The sequence below is a fragment of the Bacillus crepusculi genome, assembly GCF_014764715.1.
Taxonomy (GTDB): Bacteria; Bacillota; Bacilli; order Bacillales; family Bacillaceae; genus Bacillus.
The window spans coordinates 114,586-132,347 of the sequence record NZ_JACXXE010000002.1; the positions used below are offsets into that span (position 1 = coordinate 114,586).

Here is a 17,762-nt window from a genome sequence, read left to right on the forward strand (position 1 = left end):
TGTCTATAGGAAGGATGAGCACATGTGGACATCAGACATTTAACATATTTCTTAGAAGTGGCAAGATTAAAGAGCTTCACGAAAGCATCACAATCCCTTTATGTGTCGCAGCCGACCATTTCCAAAATGGTCAAAAACCTGGAGGATGAGCTTGGGGTGCAGTTGTTTTACCGAAATGGCCGGCAGGTTGAAATGACAGATGCTGGACAAACCATGTATACACAGGCGAGTGAAATCACCCAATCCTTTCAGAATTTAACGAATGAATTAAATGATGTAATGAATGTGAAAAAAGGGCATATTCGAATCGGGCTGCCGCCGATGATTGGGTCAAGTTTCTTCCCGAATGTCATGGGAGAATTCCGCCAGCAATATTCAGATGTCACCTTTCAATTGGTGGAGCACGGCTCTATTAAAGTTGAGGAAGGGGTCGAGGATGGGTCGCTGGATATTGGTGTCATTGTTCTGCCTGCAAATGATAAAATTTTTCATACGTACACTATTATTAAAGAGAATATGAAGCTCGTGACGCATCCATCGCATCCGGTCGCAGGGCGTGATGAGGTGCATTTAGCTGATTTAAAGGAAGAGTCTTTTATTTTCTTTAGAGAAGATTTTGTTCTGCATAGTCGAATATTGAATGAATGTATGAATGCGGGATTCCGGCCTAATGTCATTTATGAAACGTCTCAATGGGATTTCATTAGTGAAATGGTAGCCGAGAATTTAGGGATTGGGCTTCTGCCAGAACGAATCTGCCGTGATCTTGATCCTGAAAAGGTAAAGGTCATATCCTTAAATCCGTCAATCCCGTGGCATTTAGGTGTCATTTGGCGAAAGGACCGCTATTTGTCGTTTGCGGCAAGAGAATGGTTAAAGCATACTAAATCCTATGCGTGGGATGCAGAGTAAAAGGGAGGACGATACTGATGAATATTAGCTACGCGTCTCATTTATTGGAGAAGGTTCGAGCGGAAAATCCACTCATCCATCATATCACCAATCAAGTCGTGACGAATTTTACAGCGAATGGACTACTTGCTTTAGGTGCTTCTCCAGTCATGGCAAATGCCAAAGAGGAGGTCGCCGAAATGGCGCAATTAGCGGATGCACTTGTGCTGAATATTGGCACGCTGACAAAGGATTCGGTGGAGGCCATGGTTATCGCAGGGCAAGCCGCCAATGAGAAAGATGTACCTGTTCTATTAGATCCTGTTGGGGTCGGTGCAACAACGTTTCGAATGAATGCAGCAAAACAGCTGTTAGAGCAAGTGAAAATGACCGTTGTCAGAGGAAATGCTGCTGAAATGGCTCATTTACTCGGAGTGGATGGCTGGCAGTCAAAAGGCGTTGATGCGAAAGAGACGAACGGAGATGTATCGGCATTAGCCAAACAAGCGGCAAAAGCATGTCAGACCATTGTGGTGATCACAGGAAAAGTCGATGTGGTGTCAGATGGAGAGGAGGTTTTGTCGATTCATAATGGACATGAATGGCTGACAAAGGTGACGGGGACGGGCTGTTTACTGACGTCTGTCATCGGGGCATTTTGTGCAACAGGTGAATTGCCGCTTCATGCATCGGCAGCTGCTTTGCTGTTTTATGGTGTCGCAGCTGAAAGGGCAGCGCAGTACACAAAGGATAAAGGACCAGGAACCTTTCAAATAGAATTGTTAAACGCACTATCACACACAAATGGCGATGATGTAATGACGCTAGGGAAAATAGGGGGAGTTTCTCATGACAAAGGCTGATCAGCAGCAAATCAAACAGCAATTATCGGTTTATTTTATTATGGGAACAGCGAATACAAGCAGGCAGCCGCTTGATGTTGTGAAAGAGGCCATTCAAGGCGGAATCACTATGTTTCAATTTCGTGAAAAGGGTGAAGGAGCCTTGCAAGGTGAAGAGAAGAAACAATTGGCTCGTCAAATTCAAGCGCTTTGCCAAGAAGCGAACGTTCCTTTTATTGTGAATGATGATGTACAGCTAGCGATTGATCTTGATGCCGATGGCGTTCATGTTGGACAAGAAGACACAAATGCACAAGACGTGCGGCAGAGGATCGGGGATAAAATATTAGGCGTGTCTACGCATAACCTAGATGAAGTGAAACAAGCGATGAAGGACGGGGCAGATTATGTCGGGATGGGCCCAGTTTATCCAACAGCAACAAAAAAGGATACACGCAGTGTCCAAGGGGTGTCTTTGATCACCGAGGTGCGTCGTTATGGTCTTCATATTCCGATTGTTGGCATCGGAGGTATCACGTGCGAAAATGCTGCACCAGTCATAAGGGCAGGGGCAGATGGCATTAGCATCATTAGCGCCATTAGCCAGAGCACCGATCCAAAAAAAGCAGCGGAAGAATTAAAAACACTTGTTGTATCAAACAAAGAATCTCTCTAATGGGTAAAAGACATGGATGACTTCATTCATGTCTTTTCTGATCCGGGGAAAATAGACAGGAGAGATACAATTGTGTACAATCATATAATTCGATTATTTTCGAAATGACAGGTAAATAAAGGAGAATGAATAATGGAATGGCTCGATATGTATTTTCGCCGATACGATGAGGCGGGAAAAGGACAGGAGCAAATGGACGAATTGCTGGCATTGTTTTCTGACGATGTCATGATTGTCTTAAATGGTGACAGGAAGCCTGGTATCCAAGCCTTTAATCAATTTTTAAACACATTTTTTCACGTACATGAAGACATTAAGCATATGTGGGATGGCTGGGTAAAACGTGAAGATGGAAAGTATGAAACAAACTGGGCCGTTTGCGGAAAGCTCACGAATGGCCATGTCTATACAGCGGAGGGAATAGATATTGCGGAGCTGGACGACCAAGGGAAGATCATATATTTAGAAAATGTCCCGAAAAATCCAGAGTTATTCCAGCGCTATTAAAAAGCCGGCTGCTCAGCCGGCTTTTCCTTATGAATCAGTATCCATATGCATGCCTGTATGTGCCTTTACTTGAATTTCCCTAAAGGTGTCTTCATCTGCCTTTTCAGAGGAGAATATTGTGCCTAAGTAAGCGGCAAGGAACCCAAGTGGAATTGAGATAATCCCGGGATTCGACAGCGGGATGAGCGGTTCTCCTATAAAGATGGCCGCTCCCGATGGGTCCCAGACGCTTGGACTGAGTGAGACGATGATCAGTGCACTCAAAAGGCCGGTTAAGCTCCCAGCAATGGCACCCGTAGAGTTGAATCGTTTCCAAAAGACAGTGAAGATAATCAATGGTAAATTTGCGCTTGCTGCCACTGCGAAGGCAAGTGACACGAGAAAAGCGACGTTTAAGGATTGGGCAAATAATGCAAGAACGATGGAGAGAATGGCCACGCCGATTGAAGCAAAGCGTGCGGCCTTCACCTGTTCCCGTTCGCTCGCTTTCCCTTTGCGGATAATCTGACTATAAAAGTCATGGGCAAAAGCAGACGCGGCAGATAAGACGAGACCTGTCACCACTGCCAAGATGGTCGCAAAGGCGATAGCGGAAACAAAGGCAAATAATAAATCTCCTCCAAGGGCTTGTGCGAGCAGTGGGGCTGCCATATTTCCTGCTGCATCCGCTGCTGTGATCGCTTCTGATCCGACAAATGCAGCGGCACCGAAGCCAAGGAAAACCGTCATTAAATAAAAAATACCGATGATCCAAGTGGCGGAAAGGACAGATTTTCGCGCAGAAATGGCATCCTTTACCGTATAAAACCGAATCAAAATATGCGGCAAACCTGCCGTTCCAAGCACTAAGGCAAGGTTCAGTGACAGGGTCTCTAAAGGCACATCATATTTATTTCCCGGGTGAAGGAATGCCTCACCGAGCGGGGTCGCAGTTTTCATCTGCTCGAACATTTTCAGCAGGCTAAAATCAAACTTTGCAAATACAAGAAGTGAAATGATCAACGTCCCAAGCATAAGGAGAACAGCCTTTGTAATCTGTACCCAGCTGGTCGCGATCATGCCGCCAAACACCACATAAATGGTCATCAAGACACCCACGATTAGCACCGCAATCCAGTAATCAATGCCAAGAAGCAGTTTAATTAATGCACCTGCTCCAACAAGCTGTGCAATCATATAAAAAGTAGAAACTGTGATTGTATTAAAGGCGGCAACCCCTCGAATGGCAGGCCGCTTAAATCGTGCAGCAATCATATCGGCCATCGTATATTTCCCTAGATTTCGAAGTGGTTCGGCCACAACGTAAAGAACGACAAGATACGCCACAAGAAAACCAATGCTATAGAAAAAGCCGTCAAATCCATTTAACGCGATCATTCCAGCGATGCCTAAAAATGATGCAGCGGACATATAATCGCCTGCGATGGCAAGACCGTTCTGAAACCCCGTCAGACCTCCGCCTGCTGTGTAAAAATCACTTGCATTGCTCGTTTTCTTCGCAGCAAAATATGTGATGACCAATGTGAGCCCTACGATCGCTATGAATAAAATAAAAGCGGTCATGCTCATTCGTCATCACCTCTTGATTTAATTTTTAAAGCGCTTACATAATTATCGAACTGAGCCGCTCTTTTTGCATAAAGTCCACATAAAACCCATGTCATGACAAATTGCGTCAGGGCGAATAACCAAGCCCAAGAAATAGCACCAATTGCCGGCGTGTTCAAAAAGGTGAAGTAGGATGTAGCAACCGGAAGTGAAAAGTAAAAGAGAAAAAAGAAAATCGTCATCGGTACGATAAATCTGCGTTTTTCCTCAAGAAGTTTTCGGAAATCCTCTGAAGCGGCAACCTTCTTATAATGAACTTTTTTATCTGCCATTGTTTCCTCCTTTGTACGAATTAGGGACAAGGTACTCCAATGCATATGAGACGATCTGGTTGTTTATGACAGTATATCATAAAAAAGGCACCCGAAAAGGGTGCTTTCTACCGATAATTCATAAGAAATGTTTGGCGCGCTTTTTCATATGCCTCGCCGTCAAAATGATCTCCGCATTTGTGTATACACCAAGGCTCTTCTTGCCTTGCAATCCCGACCTCATATCCTTGCTTTGCGAATTCAAAAGACTGTGAGACATCATAAAAATGAAAGCCATCAAAGAGGTCCTCGCGCCATCTCACATCATATTGTGTCGCCATGAAAAGACCATCAATGACCGTAGCTTTCATATAACCTATAGCCTCGGATTGCTTACGACCCGATTCAAAAGAAAGCAGCTGATAGGTGTCGTGACGATATTCAATCACTTTTCCCCTGCAATCAGCACTCTCCCACCAAATCCCATTGTCAGGCACACTTTCTGCACCTATCACTCCAACCATGCCAAGTAATGGATTTTGTAAAAAAAGCGGGATGAGCTCAAGCAGCATATGCTGTTTGACAATCAAGGTATCTTGATGAAGATAAATTTTAAACTGAGCTGGATGTGTAATGGCTTCATTGTATGCAGAGGCCATACTTGATGCCTGTCTAATCGGCAAGACCTCTACATGATACCCATAGGGAGCGGGAAGTGAGGCGAGCTGCCGGAAGCAAGCCTGAAACATCGACTCATCATTCACACATAACACAAACAGAATCACGGGGTTACTCATTGGATTGAACCGCCTCAACCACATATTGATAGGCTGTAGCTGCCTCGTGAAAATCAAAACGGATGCCGTGCTTCACGAGTAATTCATGTAAATCATTCATCACACTCGTATAGGAAGGATGCTGTACGCGAATAGCCTCGAGTTCACGAATGCGAAAGCCTGCTGAATGAAAGAGTGCATGAATTTCGTGAAGGGTAAAGAAACGTAAATGCGTTTGATCCATTAACCCTGCATCTGTATAAGAAAACCTGCCGGATAATAGTTCTAAAACCGTTGAAATATGGCCAATATTTGGAATGGGTGACAGAATAGCACCTTCCTTTTTAAGAAAGGTTAAAACAGCCCATGGGCCCAATAAATGTACGAGGATGTCTCCGAAAATGATACAGTCAAATTGTTCATGTTCATAAGGGAGAGTCATCTGTTCAATATTGCCGCATAGAACATGATCTAGCTCCTGTTCAGCCTGTTTTGCAGCATCCTCAAAAGAGTCAATCCCGTAAATGGTCCGGTCCTTTTGTTTCAGGACTTTTCCAAGCTTGCCTGTGCCGCATCCGATATCCAATATCGATGTCCATTCCTCACGTATACGGCTGACGATGACAGGGTTCACACCGTGATAATACTGATCTTTTTTTGGTGATAATAGGGAAGGGAATCTGAACTCACGCGCTACCCACCTTTCTTCTTTCACATTGTTTTCATGCTTACTATATGGATGGATAGCTTGGTTTTATAACGAGAGATGGACAATTTTCATGAATGGTAGCTAAAAAGGGATCATATAAAGAACGGGAAATGGACTGTCCTCCTAATATAGAAAGACAGAACCCCATTGAGTGGAAGGGATTGGTATAAAGAGGTGTTTAATTATTGTAGCGTATCGTCATGAAAGGATTTTCAAAAGGTCAATTGACAGGTCAGAACTTTTAGCCAAAGCAGCTGAAAGACAAAGGATAACGGCGTTGATTTACGGTTTGTTTATCATCTTCTGATCACCGTTGGATGTTAAAAAAGCTTGTATTTCTTCGATGCCTAGTCCAATTTTTTTCGCTTCCTGAATCAAATAAACCCACTCTTCGTCAACTCTTCTTTTCACTTGCGTATCCATAATATCCTCCAGTTCAATAAGACATATTCATCTGCAACCAATGACTTGAACAAACCGTCTAGTAACTGTACGTGAGTGAATGTAGCACAAAAGTAGATTTTTGTCGAAAAATGATGACATTTAACCTATTTTGTAAAATCTATCACCTACCACGTCCCTAAAAAAATGACTAAAAAACCCAAAATTATTGATTTCTTACTTCTAATAATAAACAATTGTAAAGTCAGTTAAAAGATTATAAATTAAAATAATGATAAAGACCTAAATCATTTGACTCATATAAACCAATTAGGTTGACATATGCCATCGATTAGAACAAATTTCATCTTTGCAGGACGTACATATTGTTCGTTTGGGAAGTTCTTCTCAAGATGGTATTCTAAAAGAAACAGAAACCACCAAGAAGGAATGAAGAAAGACATGTATAGCCTTTTTCAAAAGTATCAAGAAGTTGTCATGTACCTTGTCATGGGTGTATGCACAACCATTGTCAATATTGTCAGCTTCTATTTATTCGTTGAGATGTTTTCCATGGATTATAAAACAGCAACGGTTGTTTCATGGGTATTTGCTGTTCTCTTTGCTTATATCACCAATAAGAAATATGTGTTCAAGCAAAAGGCTCGTGACACAAAAAGCCTTATGCGTGAGCTTTCTTCGTTTTTTAGTGTCCGTCTCATGTCTCTAGGTGTAGACCTGGGGCTGATGATTTTATTTGTGAGCCAAATGGCGCTCAATGAAACTGTCGCAAAAATTCTTGTCAACTTTGTGATTGTGGTGGTCAATTATGTCGCCAGTAAATGGTTCGTTTTTAAGAAAACAAAAGAAGACGCGATTTAACACATGAAAAAAGATAGGTGATGTGAAATGAGCAGCAGGCCAGACGAATTATATGATGCCATATATCAACAAACAGAAAAGCAGCATGAACAAGTGCTGAGGCTAGTCAAAGAAATGACCGCACATCCAGAAGCGTTTTCTGAACAAGAAAAGGAAAAGATCAACCGCATGGACATTGCGCTTCAAACGGCAACGGACATTTTAGAAAATTTAATGACCCCTGACACGCAAATGACCATTGTTTTAAGACAAGGGAGAATTCGTGTTGATCTGACGAAAGCGTAAAAGAAGCAGCCAATTGAAAAGCGGCTGCTTTTTATTATGCATCGCTTGTTTCCCGCAATTGCTTTGGAGACATGCCGATTTTCTTTCGAAAGACTTTATTCAAGTAATTCGCATTTCGGTAGCCGCACTGTATGGCGATTTCTTCAATCGAATATTTCGTTGTTTTCAGTAACGTTTCCGCCTTTTCTAATCGAATATTGGTTAAGTAGTGAATCGGTGTGAAGCCAGTTGCCTTTTTGAATTCCCTCGTAAAATGACTTTTGGATAAACGTGCCGCAGCCGCCATATCGTCAGGGCCAATTTCCTCGTGAAAATGATGGCTTGCAAACAAGGCTGCTTGGACGATGGGCTCAGGCCATTTCTCCATTTGTCCCTCAAGCTTTGGCAAATATGAATACAGTTCCATGACAAATTGATAAGCAAGGCTAGACCCCTCAAATGGATTGGTAATCCGTCTTTCACTGGCTTCATCATAAATTTTTTTCAGCAGGCGAATCGGTTTTGAATTTGGATGAAAACGCATGACCTGCTTTCCTTGACTCATAAATTGATCAAAGCAAAGATCGCAGGCTTCCCCGTAAAGCGTCAAATATAGAAATTCCCAATGCTCACTGTCCTCTGGAAAATAATATTGATAGGCACTTGGGCTTTTCACGAGAAAGGCCTGCCCTGGCAATACTTTGAACCGCTTCTGTCCGATCTCAATCATGCCATGTCCAGACAGTGTGAGCTGAAAGATGCACTTGCCCTGATCCTTCCGCTCTACGCCATTCCAGCTGTATAACGAAGATGATTGAACTTCCCAGCCAACAGACCATATTTGCGCTGGCAATGGAACATCAGAATGGTGAAAACGAAATGCAAATGCTTCCTTCTTCAAATTGGAAATCCTCCTTCACAGCAAAAAACAACCCTTTTCTATTTTGAATCATGGTACACCTCATATCACATCGTACCATTCCACAGCAAAAAAAGGGTATTTTTTAACGGTTTTTTTACCATTGAACCTCCGCTGCTTTGGCAACTAAAATAAGATTATCAGAAGAGAAAAGGGGAATGGATATGATCGATACGTTACGCGCGGCATTTCACGAGCAATTTGGAGATAAAGAAGAACTTCGTTATTTTTTCGCCCCAGGGAGGGTCAATCTGATTGGTGAACATACGGATTACAATGGCGGCCATGTCTTCCCTTGCGCGCTCACTCTCGGTACATATGCTGCCGGTGCAAAACGGTCAGATGGACGCGTCAGAATGTATTCCTTGAACTTTGAAGAAGATGGTGTGAAAGAATTTGACCTTTTTGAAATCGTTTACAAAGAATCGGACGGCTGGGCGAACTACCCAAAGGGCGTATTCAGTCAGTTTATAGAGTCAGGTATGGATATCAATGCAGGCTTTGACATTGTGTACAGCGGTAATATTCCAAATGGCGCAGGGCTGTCCTCCTCTGCCTCCATTGAGCTTGTCACAGCTGTCTTGATCAATGAGTGGTTTTCATTCGGCGCTTCAAATGTTGATCTTGCCCTTCTTTCACAGCGTGCAGAAAATGAATTCATTGGCGTCAATTGCGGCATTATGGATCAGTTTTCGATTGCCCTCGGAAAAGAAGATCACGCCATTTTACTCAATTGTGACACCCTTGCCTTTGAATACAGTCCGTTTCAGCAAGAGGGGCTGGCACTTGTGATTGCCAATACAAACAAAAAACGGGCACTGGCAGACTCCAAATACAATGAACGCCGGTCCGAGTGTCAATCTGCTTTAAACGACCTTAGAAAGGAAATCGACATTGCGCATTTATGCGAACTCACCGCGGAAGAATTTGCCGTACATGCCCACATCATTCAAGATGACACGTGCCAAAAACGTGCAAGACATGTGGTAACGGAAAACGAGCGGACCATGAAAGCAGTAAATTTTCTGAAAGATGATAAAATAAAAGAACTAGGTGCTCTCATGAAAGCCTCTCATCTTTCTTTAAAGAATGATTATGAAGTGACTGGACTTGAACTAGATGCATTGGCAGAAGCTGCCTGGCGTCATCCGGGGACGATTGGCTCCCGTATGACAGGTGCAGGCTTTGGCGGCTGCACGATCAGCATTGTGAAAGAAGAGCTGCTAGACTCATTTATAGAAGAAACAGGTGCGATTTATCAAGAAAAAACGGGCGTTCAAGCCTCCTTTTACACAGCTGGAATTGGAGGCGGCGCAAGAGAATTAACGAAGGAGGAAGTTTAATGACAATTTTAGTTTGTGGAGGAGCAGGTTTCATTGGCAGCCATGCGGTAGCGGCGCTTTTAGCGAAAGGTGAACAAGTGGTGGTAGTTGATAACTTGCAGACAGGTCATAAAGAAGCTGTTTTGGAGGGAGCTATCTTAGAAGAGGGAGATTTACGAGATCACGCCTTTTTAAGACAGGTGTTTAAAGCGCATCAAATTGAAGCAGTCATGCACTTTGCAGCAGATTCACTTGTCGGTGAGAGTGTGACGGACCCGCTCAAGTACTATGACAACAACGTCGGCGGGGCAACGGCTTTACTTCAGGTGATGAATGAATTTGATGTGAAACACATCGTATTTTCTTCAACCGCTGCCACGTACGGTGAGCCAAAGCGTGTGCCGATTGTTGAAACGGATGAAACGAACCCGACAAATCCTTATGGAGAAACAAAACTAGCGATTGAAAAAATGCTGAAGTGGTCTGAGCAGGCGTATGGTCTGGAGTACGTTGTGCTTCGCTACTTTAATGTAGCCGGTGCTCATACAGAAGGGCTTGTCGGTGAAGATCATCAGCCGGAGACACATCTCATTCCGATTATTTTGCAAGTCGCTTTAGGAAAACGTGATCAGATCATGATTTACGGTGATGATTATGAGACAGAGGACGGAACGTGCATCAGAGATTACATTCATGTCATGGATTTAGTTGAGGCGCACATTTTAGCAGTTGAGAGGCTGCGCGCTGGAAAGGGAAGTGCGACATATAACTTAGGAAATGGCACTGGTTTCTCTGTGAAGCAGGTAGTAGAAGCCGCAAGGGAAGTAACGGGGCATGCCATCCCAGCACAGGTAGCGAAAAGACGTGCGGGAGATCCGGCAAAGCTGATTGCTTCCTCTGACAAGGCGCTACAAGAATTGGGCTGGAAGCCTCAATATGCAGACCTTCACACGATCATTCAAAGCGCGTGGGATTGGTTCCAGAAGCATCCAGAAGGCTACAAAGTGAATCAAGCGTAACAGGCAGGCAAGAGAGGGGACAGAGGGAATGGCGATTGATATTTTTGAAAAGCTGGAACAGCTGATTCAATACGGGATGAGTAAAGAGCTGATTACACCACTAGATATCGATTATACGAGAAATCGACTGCTTGAGGTGCTTGGGCTCGATGACGCTGAAGCAAAAGCGGTCTCAGGAGGCGGCGCGGACCTTGAAGACATCCTAATGCCGATGCTGGATTGGGCAGTTGAAACAGGTCTCATTCCGGAGGGGACGGATACGTATCGTGATTTACTAGATGCGAAAATCATGGGCTGCTTGGTGGCGCCTCCAAGTGTCGTCTATGCGAAGTTTGAAGAGAAACGACAGCATGAGGGACCAAAGGCCGCCACAAGCTGGTTCTATGGCATGCAGCAGCATGCACACTATATTCATACAGGCAGAATCGCTAAAAATGTTCAGTGGTTTACAACAACAGATGATGGTGTGCTGGAAATCACGATTAATCTATCAAAACCAGAAAAGGACCCAAAAGCGATTGCTAAAGCTAAGAAGCTCAGTCAAAAGCAATATCCTCTTTGTCTCCTTTGTAAAGAAAATGTTGGGTTTGGGGGACGCATCAATCACCCAGCAAGGCAGAATCACCGGATTATCCCTGTGACGCTCACAGACGAATCGTGGTTTCTGCAATTTTCACCCTATGTGTATTACAACGAACATTGCATCGTGTTCAAGGGTGAACACGAGCCGATGAACATCACAAAAAAGACCTTTGATCGTCTGCTTTCCTTCATATCTATATACCCGCACTATTTCATTGGATCGAACGCCGACTTGCCTATTGTCGGGGGCAGCATATTAAGTCATGACCATTTTCAAGGCGGTGCGCATGAATTTCCGATGGCGAAAGCAGAGGTGGAAGACGTCTTCTCTCTCAAAGCGTTCCCAAATGTGAGGGCTGGTATTGTGAAATGGCCAATGTCTGTGATTCGTCTTCAAAGTAATGACCGGCAAACGCTCACAGACGCAGCGGACTTTATCTTAAACGAGTGGAAAATGTATTCAGATAAAGAAGTAGGGCTGATCGCTCATACAGGAGAAACACCGCACAATACCATTACACCGATCGCACGCCGTCATGGGGATGACTATGAATTAGATCTAGTACTGCGTAATAACCGTACAGACGAGCGGCACCCAGACGGAATTTTCCACCCGCACGAAGAAGTTCACCATATTAAAAAAGAGAATATCGGCTTAATTGAAGTGATGGGGCTTGCCGTCCTTCCTGGCAGATTAGCAGAGGAATTAAGTGAGTTAAAAGCGGTGCTACTCTCCAAAAAGCCTCTTGAAGAAATGAAAGCCCGTCCTGCAATCACGAAGCACGAAGCATGGGCGAAGCGTCTGCTTGAAGAGAACACCTTCACAGAGGACAATACAGAAGCTATTTTACAAAAAGAAATCGGCTATATTTTCTCTCGTATTCTCGCGCAGGCAGGTGTGTTTAAAAGAACTGAGCAAGGGAAAAAAGCTTTTAAACGTTTCATTCAAACACTCAATACAGGCAGGTGATTAGATGATTGAACAGGTAAGAGCCTTAATGGAAGAGAAACAACTCGATGGTGTCCTGATTCGAAAGAGAAATAACTTCTCTTGGCTGACAGGAGGAAGAAGGAATCATATTGTTTTAAACACGCCAGAGGGTGTGTGTCAGCTGCTCGTATTAAAAGACGACATGATCCTCATTGTGAATCAAATGGAAGAAAAGCGGATCATTGAAGAAGAAATGGCGTATTTCGACCATCCGTACCAAGTAGTTACAATGGATTGGTATGAGGATGATGCGCCCTACATTCACAACCTCACGAACGGCAAACGAATAGGGTCAGACATTCAATTGGAAGGGTTTGAGTGGATCGAGCCAGATTTGTCACACATTCGATCGATCCTTTCGGCATCACAGCTCAGCCAATATGAAACCCTTTGCCATGAAACAGCTGTTATTGTAGAAAGTGTCTGTAAAGAAATTGTTCCAGGACAGACGGAGCACGAAATCGCTTCGCTTGCGGCTCAAAAAGCGACCGCGCAGGGAATGACGATTGAAGTACTGCTTGTGGCAACAGACGACCGGATTCATCAATACCGTCATCCAATTCCAACAGACAAAGCACTTCAAAAGCATGCGCTTGTTGTCCTTTGTGCAGAACGGCACGGCCTCGTGGCGAATGTCACAAGATCCGTTTACTTTGGGCAGCTTCCGAAGGAGCTTGAAGAAAACAAGGAACGTCTTGCGCGGATTGACACAGTGATGAATGCGGCCACCCGTCCCGGGAAAACCATTGGAGATGTACTGAAAGCAGGCATTGCTCAGTACGAAAAAGAGGGCTTCCCTGATAGCTGGAAAAAGCTTCATCAAGGGGGAAAAACGGGCTTTGTATCTAGAGAAATCATTGCAGTTCCTTCATCGAAGGAAGAAATTCAGCTGTATCAAGTGTTCACCTGGAATCCTTCATTGCCTGGACTGAAATCAGAGGATACGATGGTCGTAGAGAAAGAGAAGAATCGCTTTTTAACCTATACGGGCAAGTGGACGTACATTGACATCGAACATGAAGGGGACATTTATAGACGACCTGACATCTTGGTAAGAGATGAATAAATGCAGAATGCCGGCGATCAGCCGGTTTTTTGCTGGAAGTCTTTAGTGAGATTCCACCCATTTATCAGCGTTACCAATTCTTACAGCGCACAGGCTGAGGATCGGCACTTTCTTTTCTTGTCAACTTGCGTTAAAATGAGTAAGGTTTTTGTTAAATGTGGGGATGCCTATAATGAAATTGTTTACCTAGATAAAATTTCATTAAGTTAAATTGAAATTTGACCAAACTTTTTTATTGTGGTAAACCTAAATTTGACAAAGTTCTTGATTGTTTGTCCTTTGCCTTCAACTCTCAACTTTTCAAATTCCTAGAAATTTATTGTGTGTGCAATAATATAAATTTATGGCGAATTTATGACATTTCAATAGAAATCTGTTGAAAAATAAATGAACTTTTGAAAAAAGGGAAGCTAACTCCAACAGATTTTGATAGCATTACAAAGGGAAGAAAAGTTTTCGAAGGCAGATGGCTTTTCACAATTATTCAGCAATTTATACATTATCTAAGGAAGGATGGTGATCTTCTTGTTCAGAGCCATTAAACCTATGCTTTTATTAGCGATGCTCGTGAGCGTGTTTGTATTAGGAGGTTGCAGCAATATCGCTGTTTTAGACCCTAAAGGTCCAGTCGCAGCACAGCAAAAAGACTTAATCCTTTTATCTATTGGATTTATGCTCTTTATCGTTGGCGCGGTATTTGTTCTCTTTACCATCATTTTGGTTAAATACCGTGAGCGTAAGGACGTTGGAAACGCCTCTTATAATCCAGAAATTCACGGGAATACGCTTCTAGAAGTTATCTGGACAGTGATCCCAATATTAATCGTTGCTGCCCTTTCGATTCCAACTGTAAAAACCATTTACTCTTTGGAAGAGGCGCCTCAAGCAACAAGTCATAAAGATCCACTTGTCGTTTATGCTACAGCAGTTGATTGGAAATGGATCTTCAGCTATCCAGAGGAAAATATTGAAACAGTGAACTACTTAAACATTCCAAAAGATCAGCCGATTTTATTCAAAATCACTTCCGCTGATACAATGGCATCACTATGGATTCCGCGTCTAGGTGGACAAAAGTATGCGATGGCTGGAATGGAAATGGAACAGTACCTCCAAGCTGATGAAGTCGGGACTTATGAAGGTCGAAATTCAAACTTTACAGGTGAAGGACTGGCACAGCAGAAATTCAAAGTCAATGCGATGACGCAGTCTGACTATGAAAAGTGGGTCAAGAAAACGAAAAAAGAAGCACCAAAGCTAACGAAGAAAACGTATGATTATTTAATGCTGCCTGATGCTGCTGATGTGCAGACATTCTCTTCAACTCATCTATCTTTTGCTAAACATGGCGAGGATGCAGAATACGTACTTCAGGCACGCAAACGCCTCGGTTATCAAGCAGTTTCACCACATTCGAAAACAGATCCGTTTGAGAATGTGAAGGGCTATCAGAGAAAACTAGATAATGAATAATATGATGAAGAAAGGAGGAGGCCGTTATGCAATTAAAATGGGATGAGTTTTTTGTAACTGGAGACCCATTAATTCTTGGTGCGCAGATTTCTATCGCTCTTACTTCCATTGCCATCGTGTTTGTTTTAACCTACTTCAAAAAGTGGAAATGGCTTTGGAAAGAATGGCTGACATCAGTTGATCATAAAAAGCTTGGAATCATGTATATCCTTGCTGCTGTGGTTATGTTCTTCCGCGGTGGGGTAGACGGACTGATGATGCGTGCGCAGCTGGCGCTTCCTAATAATACGTTTTTAGATGCAAACCACTATAATGAAATATTCACAACGCATGGTACGATCATGATTTTATTCATGGCGATGCCATTCTTAATTGGATTAATCAACGTCGTTGTTCCTCTTCAAATTGGTGCACGTGACGTTGCATTCCCGTATTTGAACAACTTGAGCTTCTGGACATTCATGGTCGGAGCTATGCTGTTCAACATTTCCTTCGTTATTGGAGGATCACCAAGTGCAGGCTGGACGAGTTACATGCCGCTCGCCGGAAATGATTTCTCACCAGGACCTGGACAGAACTACTACTTGCTCGGGCTCCAAATTGCAGGTATTGGTACACTAATGACAGGTATTAACTTCATGGTGACCATCTTAAAAATGCGTACAAAAGGTATGACACTAATGCGTATGCCGATGTTTACATGGACAACATTGATCACGTCTGTCATTATCGTTTTCGCATTCCCTGTCTTAACAGTTGCTTTAGCACTTATGACATTCGATCGTTTATTCGGTTCTGCATTCTTTACACTCGAAGCAGGCGGTATGCCAATGCTTTGGGCGAACCTTTTCTGGATTTGGGGACATCCTGAGGTATATATCGTGATCCTGCCGGCTTTCGGTATTTTCTCAGAAATCTTTGCGACGTTCTCAAGAAAACAGTTGTTTGGTTACAAAGCGATGGTTGTATCGATTGTGGCAATTTCTGTTCTTAGTTTCCTTGTGTGGGTTCACCACTTCTTTACAATGGGGAACAGTGCAGCGGTTAACTCATTCTTCTCGATCACAACAATGGCGATTTCTGTACCAACAGGTGTAAAAATCTTTAACTGGCTCTTTACAATGTATCGAGGCCGGATCAGCTTTACATCCCCAATGCTTTGGGCACTTGGTTTCATCCCGAACTTCGTAATCGGTGGTGTGACTGGGGTTATGCTTGCGATGGCAGCTGCGGATTACCAGTACCATAACACGTACTTCTTAGTATCCCACTTCCACTATGTATTAATTGCAGGTACTGTATTTGCTTGTTTTGCTGGTCTTGTTTTCTACTATCCAAAAATGTTTGGTTATAAATTAAACGAAAAAATTGGTAGATGGTTCTTCTGGGTGTTCATGATTGGGTTCAACATCTGTTTCTTCCCGCAGTACTTCTTAGGACTGCAAGGAATGCCAAGACGTATTTATACGTATGGACCAGAAGATGGCTGGACTGCACTAAACTTTATTTCAACAATTGGTGCATTCATGATGGGTATCGGATTCATCATCCTTTGCTATAACATTTACTACAGCTGGAGACACGCGAAACGTGAAGTGTCTGGAGACAGCTGGGGAGAAGGACGTACACTTGAATGGGCGACATCTTCTGCAATTCCGCCGCATTATAACTTTGCAGCACTTCCAGAAGTGACGACACCAGATGCATTCCATCATTGGAAGCAAAACAATGTTGACGTTCATCCTGAAAAAGAATTCAAGAAAATTCACATGCCGCACAATTCAGGCAGACCGCTGATCATGTCTGCATTCTTCGGACTTGGTGCATTCGGTCTTGTATTTGAATGGTACTGGATTGGCGTTATCGGCTTAATAGGTGTATTCGCAACAATGATTTTACGTTCATTTGAATATGATGATGGCTACTATATTCCTGTTGAAGAAGTGATTGAAACAGAGAAAAAGAATAAGGAGGCGCAGAAGTAATGGGACATAATGATAGCAGCTATGCAAATGCACCGCTTGAATATCAGTCTGAAACAGGACGTTTAAACATCCTTGGTTTCTGGATATTCCTTGGCGCGGAAATCGTGTTATTCTCAACACTTTTTGCGACCTACTTTGTTCTTCATGGCAGAACAGCTGGCGGCATTTTACCAGCTGAGCTATTTGATATGAAGCTTGTATTGATCATGACATTCCTGCTATTAGTTAGTTCATTTACATGTGGGATTGCCGTTCATGAAATGCGTCGTGGAAATACAAAAGGGGTTGTCATTTGGACAATTCTCACACTGCTTCTAGGTGCAGGTTTCGTTGGTTTTGAGATTTACGAATTCATTCATTATGTACATGAGGGCGCTAGTCTTCATACAAGTGCATACTGGTCTGCATTCTTTGTTCTTTTAGGAACTCACGGATTACACGTATCCATTGGTATCTTCTGGATTACGGGCATCTTGTTCCAAATTAAAAAACGTGGATTAACACCACAAACAGCAGCGAAGATCTTTATCTCAAGTCTATACTGGCATTTCCTTGATGTTGTATGGATTTTCATCTTCACAGCTGTGTACTTGATCGGATTAGGGGGGCTTTTGTGAT

18 protein-coding genes and 1 pseudogene are annotated in these 17,762 nt (G+C 43.2%); 13 read left to right on the forward strand and 6 right to left on the reverse strand.

What is annotated here, in order from left to right:
* Positions 1–24 precede the first annotated feature (24 nt).
* The 4 genes from cidR (at position 25) to IEE86_RS04535 (ending at position 2,916) form a co-directional block, all read left to right on the forward strand.
* Positions 25–912: a cidABC operon transcriptional activator CidR gene (gene cidR / locus IEE86_RS04520; protein ID WP_191096149.1), complete on the forward strand. Its 888-nt coding sequence runs from the start codon at positions 25–27 to the stop codon at positions 910–912.
* Between the two features lie 17 nt (positions 913–929).
* Entirely contained in the window at positions 930–1,754 is an 825-nt protein-coding gene (gene thiM, locus IEE86_RS04525; RefSeq protein WP_191096150.1) for a hydroxyethylthiazole kinase, read from the forward strand.
* Positions 1,741–2,409, forward strand: a complete 669-nt coding sequence (gene thiE / locus IEE86_RS04530) for a thiamine phosphate synthase (protein ID WP_191096151.1) — start codon at positions 1,741–1,743, stop codon at positions 2,407–2,409. The genes thiM and thiE overlap by 14 nt, the downstream gene beginning before the upstream one ends.
* Positions 2,410–2,541: 132 nt before the next feature.
* The gene (locus IEE86_RS04535) at positions 2,542–2,916 is read left to right on the forward strand and encodes a nuclear transport factor 2-like protein (protein WP_191096152.1); all 375 of its coding nucleotides are present in this window, start codon (positions 2,542–2,544) and stop codon (positions 2,914–2,916) included.
* A 27-nt stretch (positions 2,917–2,943) separates the two neighbouring features.
* On the opposite strand, the gene IEE86_RS04540 is transcribed toward IEE86_RS04535, so the two are convergent.
* The 5 genes and pseudogenes from IEE86_RS04540 to IEE86_RS04560 all read right to left on the reverse strand — a co-directional run bounded on the left by IEE86_RS04540 (position 2,944) and on the right by IEE86_RS04560 (position 6,683).
* Positions 2,944–4,485, reverse strand: coding sequence for a solute symporter family protein (locus IEE86_RS04540; RefSeq protein WP_191096153.1), 1,542 nt, complete (start codon positions 4,483–4,485; stop codon positions 2,944–2,946).
* Entirely contained in the window at positions 4,482–4,796 is a 315-nt protein-coding gene (locus tag IEE86_RS04545) for a DUF485 domain-containing protein (RefSeq protein ID WP_191096154.1), read from the reverse strand. The genes IEE86_RS04540 and IEE86_RS04545 overlap by 4 nt, the downstream gene beginning before the upstream one ends.
* A gap of 107 nt (positions 4,797–4,903) precedes the next feature.
* Positions 4,904–5,572 carry a glycosyltransferase family protein gene (locus IEE86_RS04550; protein WP_191096155.1) on the reverse strand — a complete coding sequence of 223 codons (669 nt, stop codon included), beginning with the start codon at positions 5,570–5,572 and terminating at the stop codon, positions 4,904–4,906.
* A pseudogene (locus IEE86_RS04555) lies at positions 5,565–6,241 on the reverse strand (class I SAM-dependent methyltransferase). The gene IEE86_RS04550 and the pseudogene IEE86_RS04555 overlap by 8 nt, the downstream one beginning before the upstream one ends.
* 301 nt (positions 6,242–6,542) lie before the next feature.
* Complete coding sequence (locus IEE86_RS04560; protein ID WP_008345506.1) at positions 6,543–6,683, reverse strand: anti-repressor SinI family protein; 141 nt, start codon at positions 6,681–6,683, stop codon at positions 6,543–6,545.
* A 456-nt stretch (positions 6,684–7,139) separates the two neighbouring features.
* Between IEE86_RS04560 and IEE86_RS04565 the strand changes: the two genes are divergently transcribed.
* Complete coding sequence (locus tag IEE86_RS04565; protein WP_012011676.1) at positions 7,140–7,523, forward strand: GtrA family protein; 384 nt, start codon at positions 7,140–7,142, stop codon at positions 7,521–7,523.
* 27 nt (positions 7,524–7,550) lie between these two features.
* A complete protein-coding gene (locus tag IEE86_RS04570) occupies positions 7,551–7,808 on the forward strand; it encodes a hypothetical protein (RefSeq protein WP_008345502.1) in 258 nt (85 codons plus the stop codon).
* A 34-nt stretch (positions 7,809–7,842) separates the two neighbouring features.
* On the opposite strand, the gene IEE86_RS04575 is transcribed toward IEE86_RS04570, so the two are convergent.
* Complete coding sequence (locus tag IEE86_RS04575) at positions 7,843–8,688, reverse strand: AraC family transcriptional regulator (protein WP_191096156.1); 846 nt, start codon at positions 8,686–8,688, stop codon at positions 7,843–7,845.
* A 182-nt stretch (positions 8,689–8,870) separates the two neighbouring features.
* Between IEE86_RS04575 and IEE86_RS04580 the strand changes: the two genes are divergently transcribed.
* The 7 genes from IEE86_RS04580 to qoxC all read left to right on the forward strand — a co-directional run bounded on the left by IEE86_RS04580 (position 8,871) and on the right by qoxC (position 17,761).
* A complete protein-coding gene (locus IEE86_RS04580; RefSeq protein ID WP_411955680.1) occupies positions 8,871–10,049 on the forward strand; it encodes a galactokinase in 1,179 nt (392 codons plus the stop codon).
* Positions 10,049–11,047 carry a UDP-glucose 4-epimerase GalE gene (gene galE, locus IEE86_RS04585; RefSeq protein WP_191096158.1) on the forward strand — a complete coding sequence of 333 codons (999 nt, stop codon included), beginning with the start codon at positions 10,049–10,051 and terminating at the stop codon, positions 11,045–11,047. The genes IEE86_RS04580 and galE overlap by 1 nt, the downstream gene beginning before the upstream one ends.
* A 28-nt stretch (positions 11,048–11,075) precedes the next feature.
* Entirely contained in the window at positions 11,076–12,599 is a 1,524-nt protein-coding gene (gene galT, locus IEE86_RS04590) for a UDP-glucose--hexose-1-phosphate uridylyltransferase (RefSeq protein WP_191096159.1), read from the forward strand.
* 4 nt (positions 12,600–12,603) lie between these two features.
* A complete protein-coding gene (locus tag IEE86_RS04595) occupies positions 12,604–13,686 on the forward strand; it encodes a M24 family metallopeptidase (protein WP_191096160.1) in 1,083 nt (360 codons plus the stop codon).
* A gap of 516 nt (positions 13,687–14,202) precedes the next feature.
* On the forward strand, positions 14,203–15,159 hold the full coding sequence (qoxA, locus tag IEE86_RS04600; protein ID WP_191096525.1) for a cytochrome aa3 quinol oxidase subunit II: 957 nt from the start codon (positions 14,203–14,205) through the stop codon (positions 15,157–15,159).
* 26 nt (positions 15,160–15,185) lie between these two features.
* Positions 15,186–17,144: a cytochrome aa3 quinol oxidase subunit I gene (gene qoxB, locus IEE86_RS04605; RefSeq protein WP_191096161.1), complete on the forward strand. Its 1,959-nt coding sequence runs from the start codon at positions 15,186–15,188 to the stop codon at positions 17,142–17,144.
* The gene (qoxC, locus tag IEE86_RS04610) at positions 17,144–17,761 is read left to right on the forward strand and encodes a cytochrome aa3 quinol oxidase subunit III (RefSeq protein ID WP_191096162.1); all 618 of its coding nucleotides are present in this window, start codon (positions 17,144–17,146) and stop codon (positions 17,759–17,761) included. The genes qoxB and qoxC overlap by 1 nt, the downstream gene beginning before the upstream one ends.
* Position 17,762: the final 1 nt, after the last annotated feature.

Excerpts from the sequence above, each read along its gene's own strand:
- thiM (WP_191096150.1), top strand. The coding sequence starts at position 930 with ATGAATATTAGCTACGCGTCTCATTTATTGGAGAAGGTTCGAGCGGAA.
- thiE (WP_191096151.1), top strand. The coding sequence starts at position 1,741 with ATGACAAAGGCTGATCAGCAGCAAATCAAACAGCAATTATCGGTTTAT.
- IEE86_RS04535 (WP_191096152.1), top strand. The coding sequence starts at position 2,542 with ATGGAATGGCTCGATATGTATTTTCGCCGATACGATGAGGCGGGAAAA.
- IEE86_RS04540 (WP_191096153.1), bottom strand. The coding sequence starts at position 4,485 with ATGAGCATGACCGCTTTTATTTTATTCATAGCGATCGTAGGGCTCACA.
- IEE86_RS04545 (WP_191096154.1), bottom strand. The coding sequence starts at position 4,796 with ATGGCAGATAAAAAAGTTCATTATAAGAAGGTTGCCGCTTCAGAGGAT.
- IEE86_RS04550 (WP_191096155.1), bottom strand. The coding sequence starts at position 5,572 with ATGAGTAACCCCGTGATTCTGTTTGTGTTATGTGTGAATGATGAGTCG.
- IEE86_RS04560 (WP_008345506.1), bottom strand. The coding sequence starts at position 6,683 with ATGGATACGCAAGTGAAAAGAAGAGTTGACGAAGAGTGGGTTTATTTG.
- IEE86_RS04565 (WP_012011676.1), top strand. The coding sequence starts at position 7,140 with ATGTACCTTGTCATGGGTGTATGCACAACCATTGTCAATATTGTCAGC.
- IEE86_RS04570 (WP_008345502.1), top strand. The coding sequence starts at position 7,551 with ATGAGCAGCAGGCCAGACGAATTATATGATGCCATATATCAACAAACA.
- IEE86_RS04580 (WP_411955680.1), top strand. The coding sequence starts at position 8,871 with ATGATCGATACGTTACGCGCGGCATTTCACGAGCAATTTGGAGATAAA.
- galE (WP_191096158.1), top strand. The coding sequence starts at position 10,049 with ATGACAATTTTAGTTTGTGGAGGAGCAGGTTTCATTGGCAGCCATGCG.
- galT (WP_191096159.1), top strand. The coding sequence starts at position 11,076 with ATGGCGATTGATATTTTTGAAAAGCTGGAACAGCTGATTCAATACGGG.
- IEE86_RS04595 (WP_191096160.1), top strand. The coding sequence starts at position 12,604 with ATGATTGAACAGGTAAGAGCCTTAATGGAAGAGAAACAACTCGATGGT.
- qoxB (WP_191096161.1), top strand. The coding sequence starts at position 15,186 with ATGCAATTAAAATGGGATGAGTTTTTTGTAACTGGAGACCCATTAATT.
- qoxC (WP_191096162.1), top strand. The coding sequence starts at position 17,144 with ATGGGACATAATGATAGCAGCTATGCAAATGCACCGCTTGAATATCAG.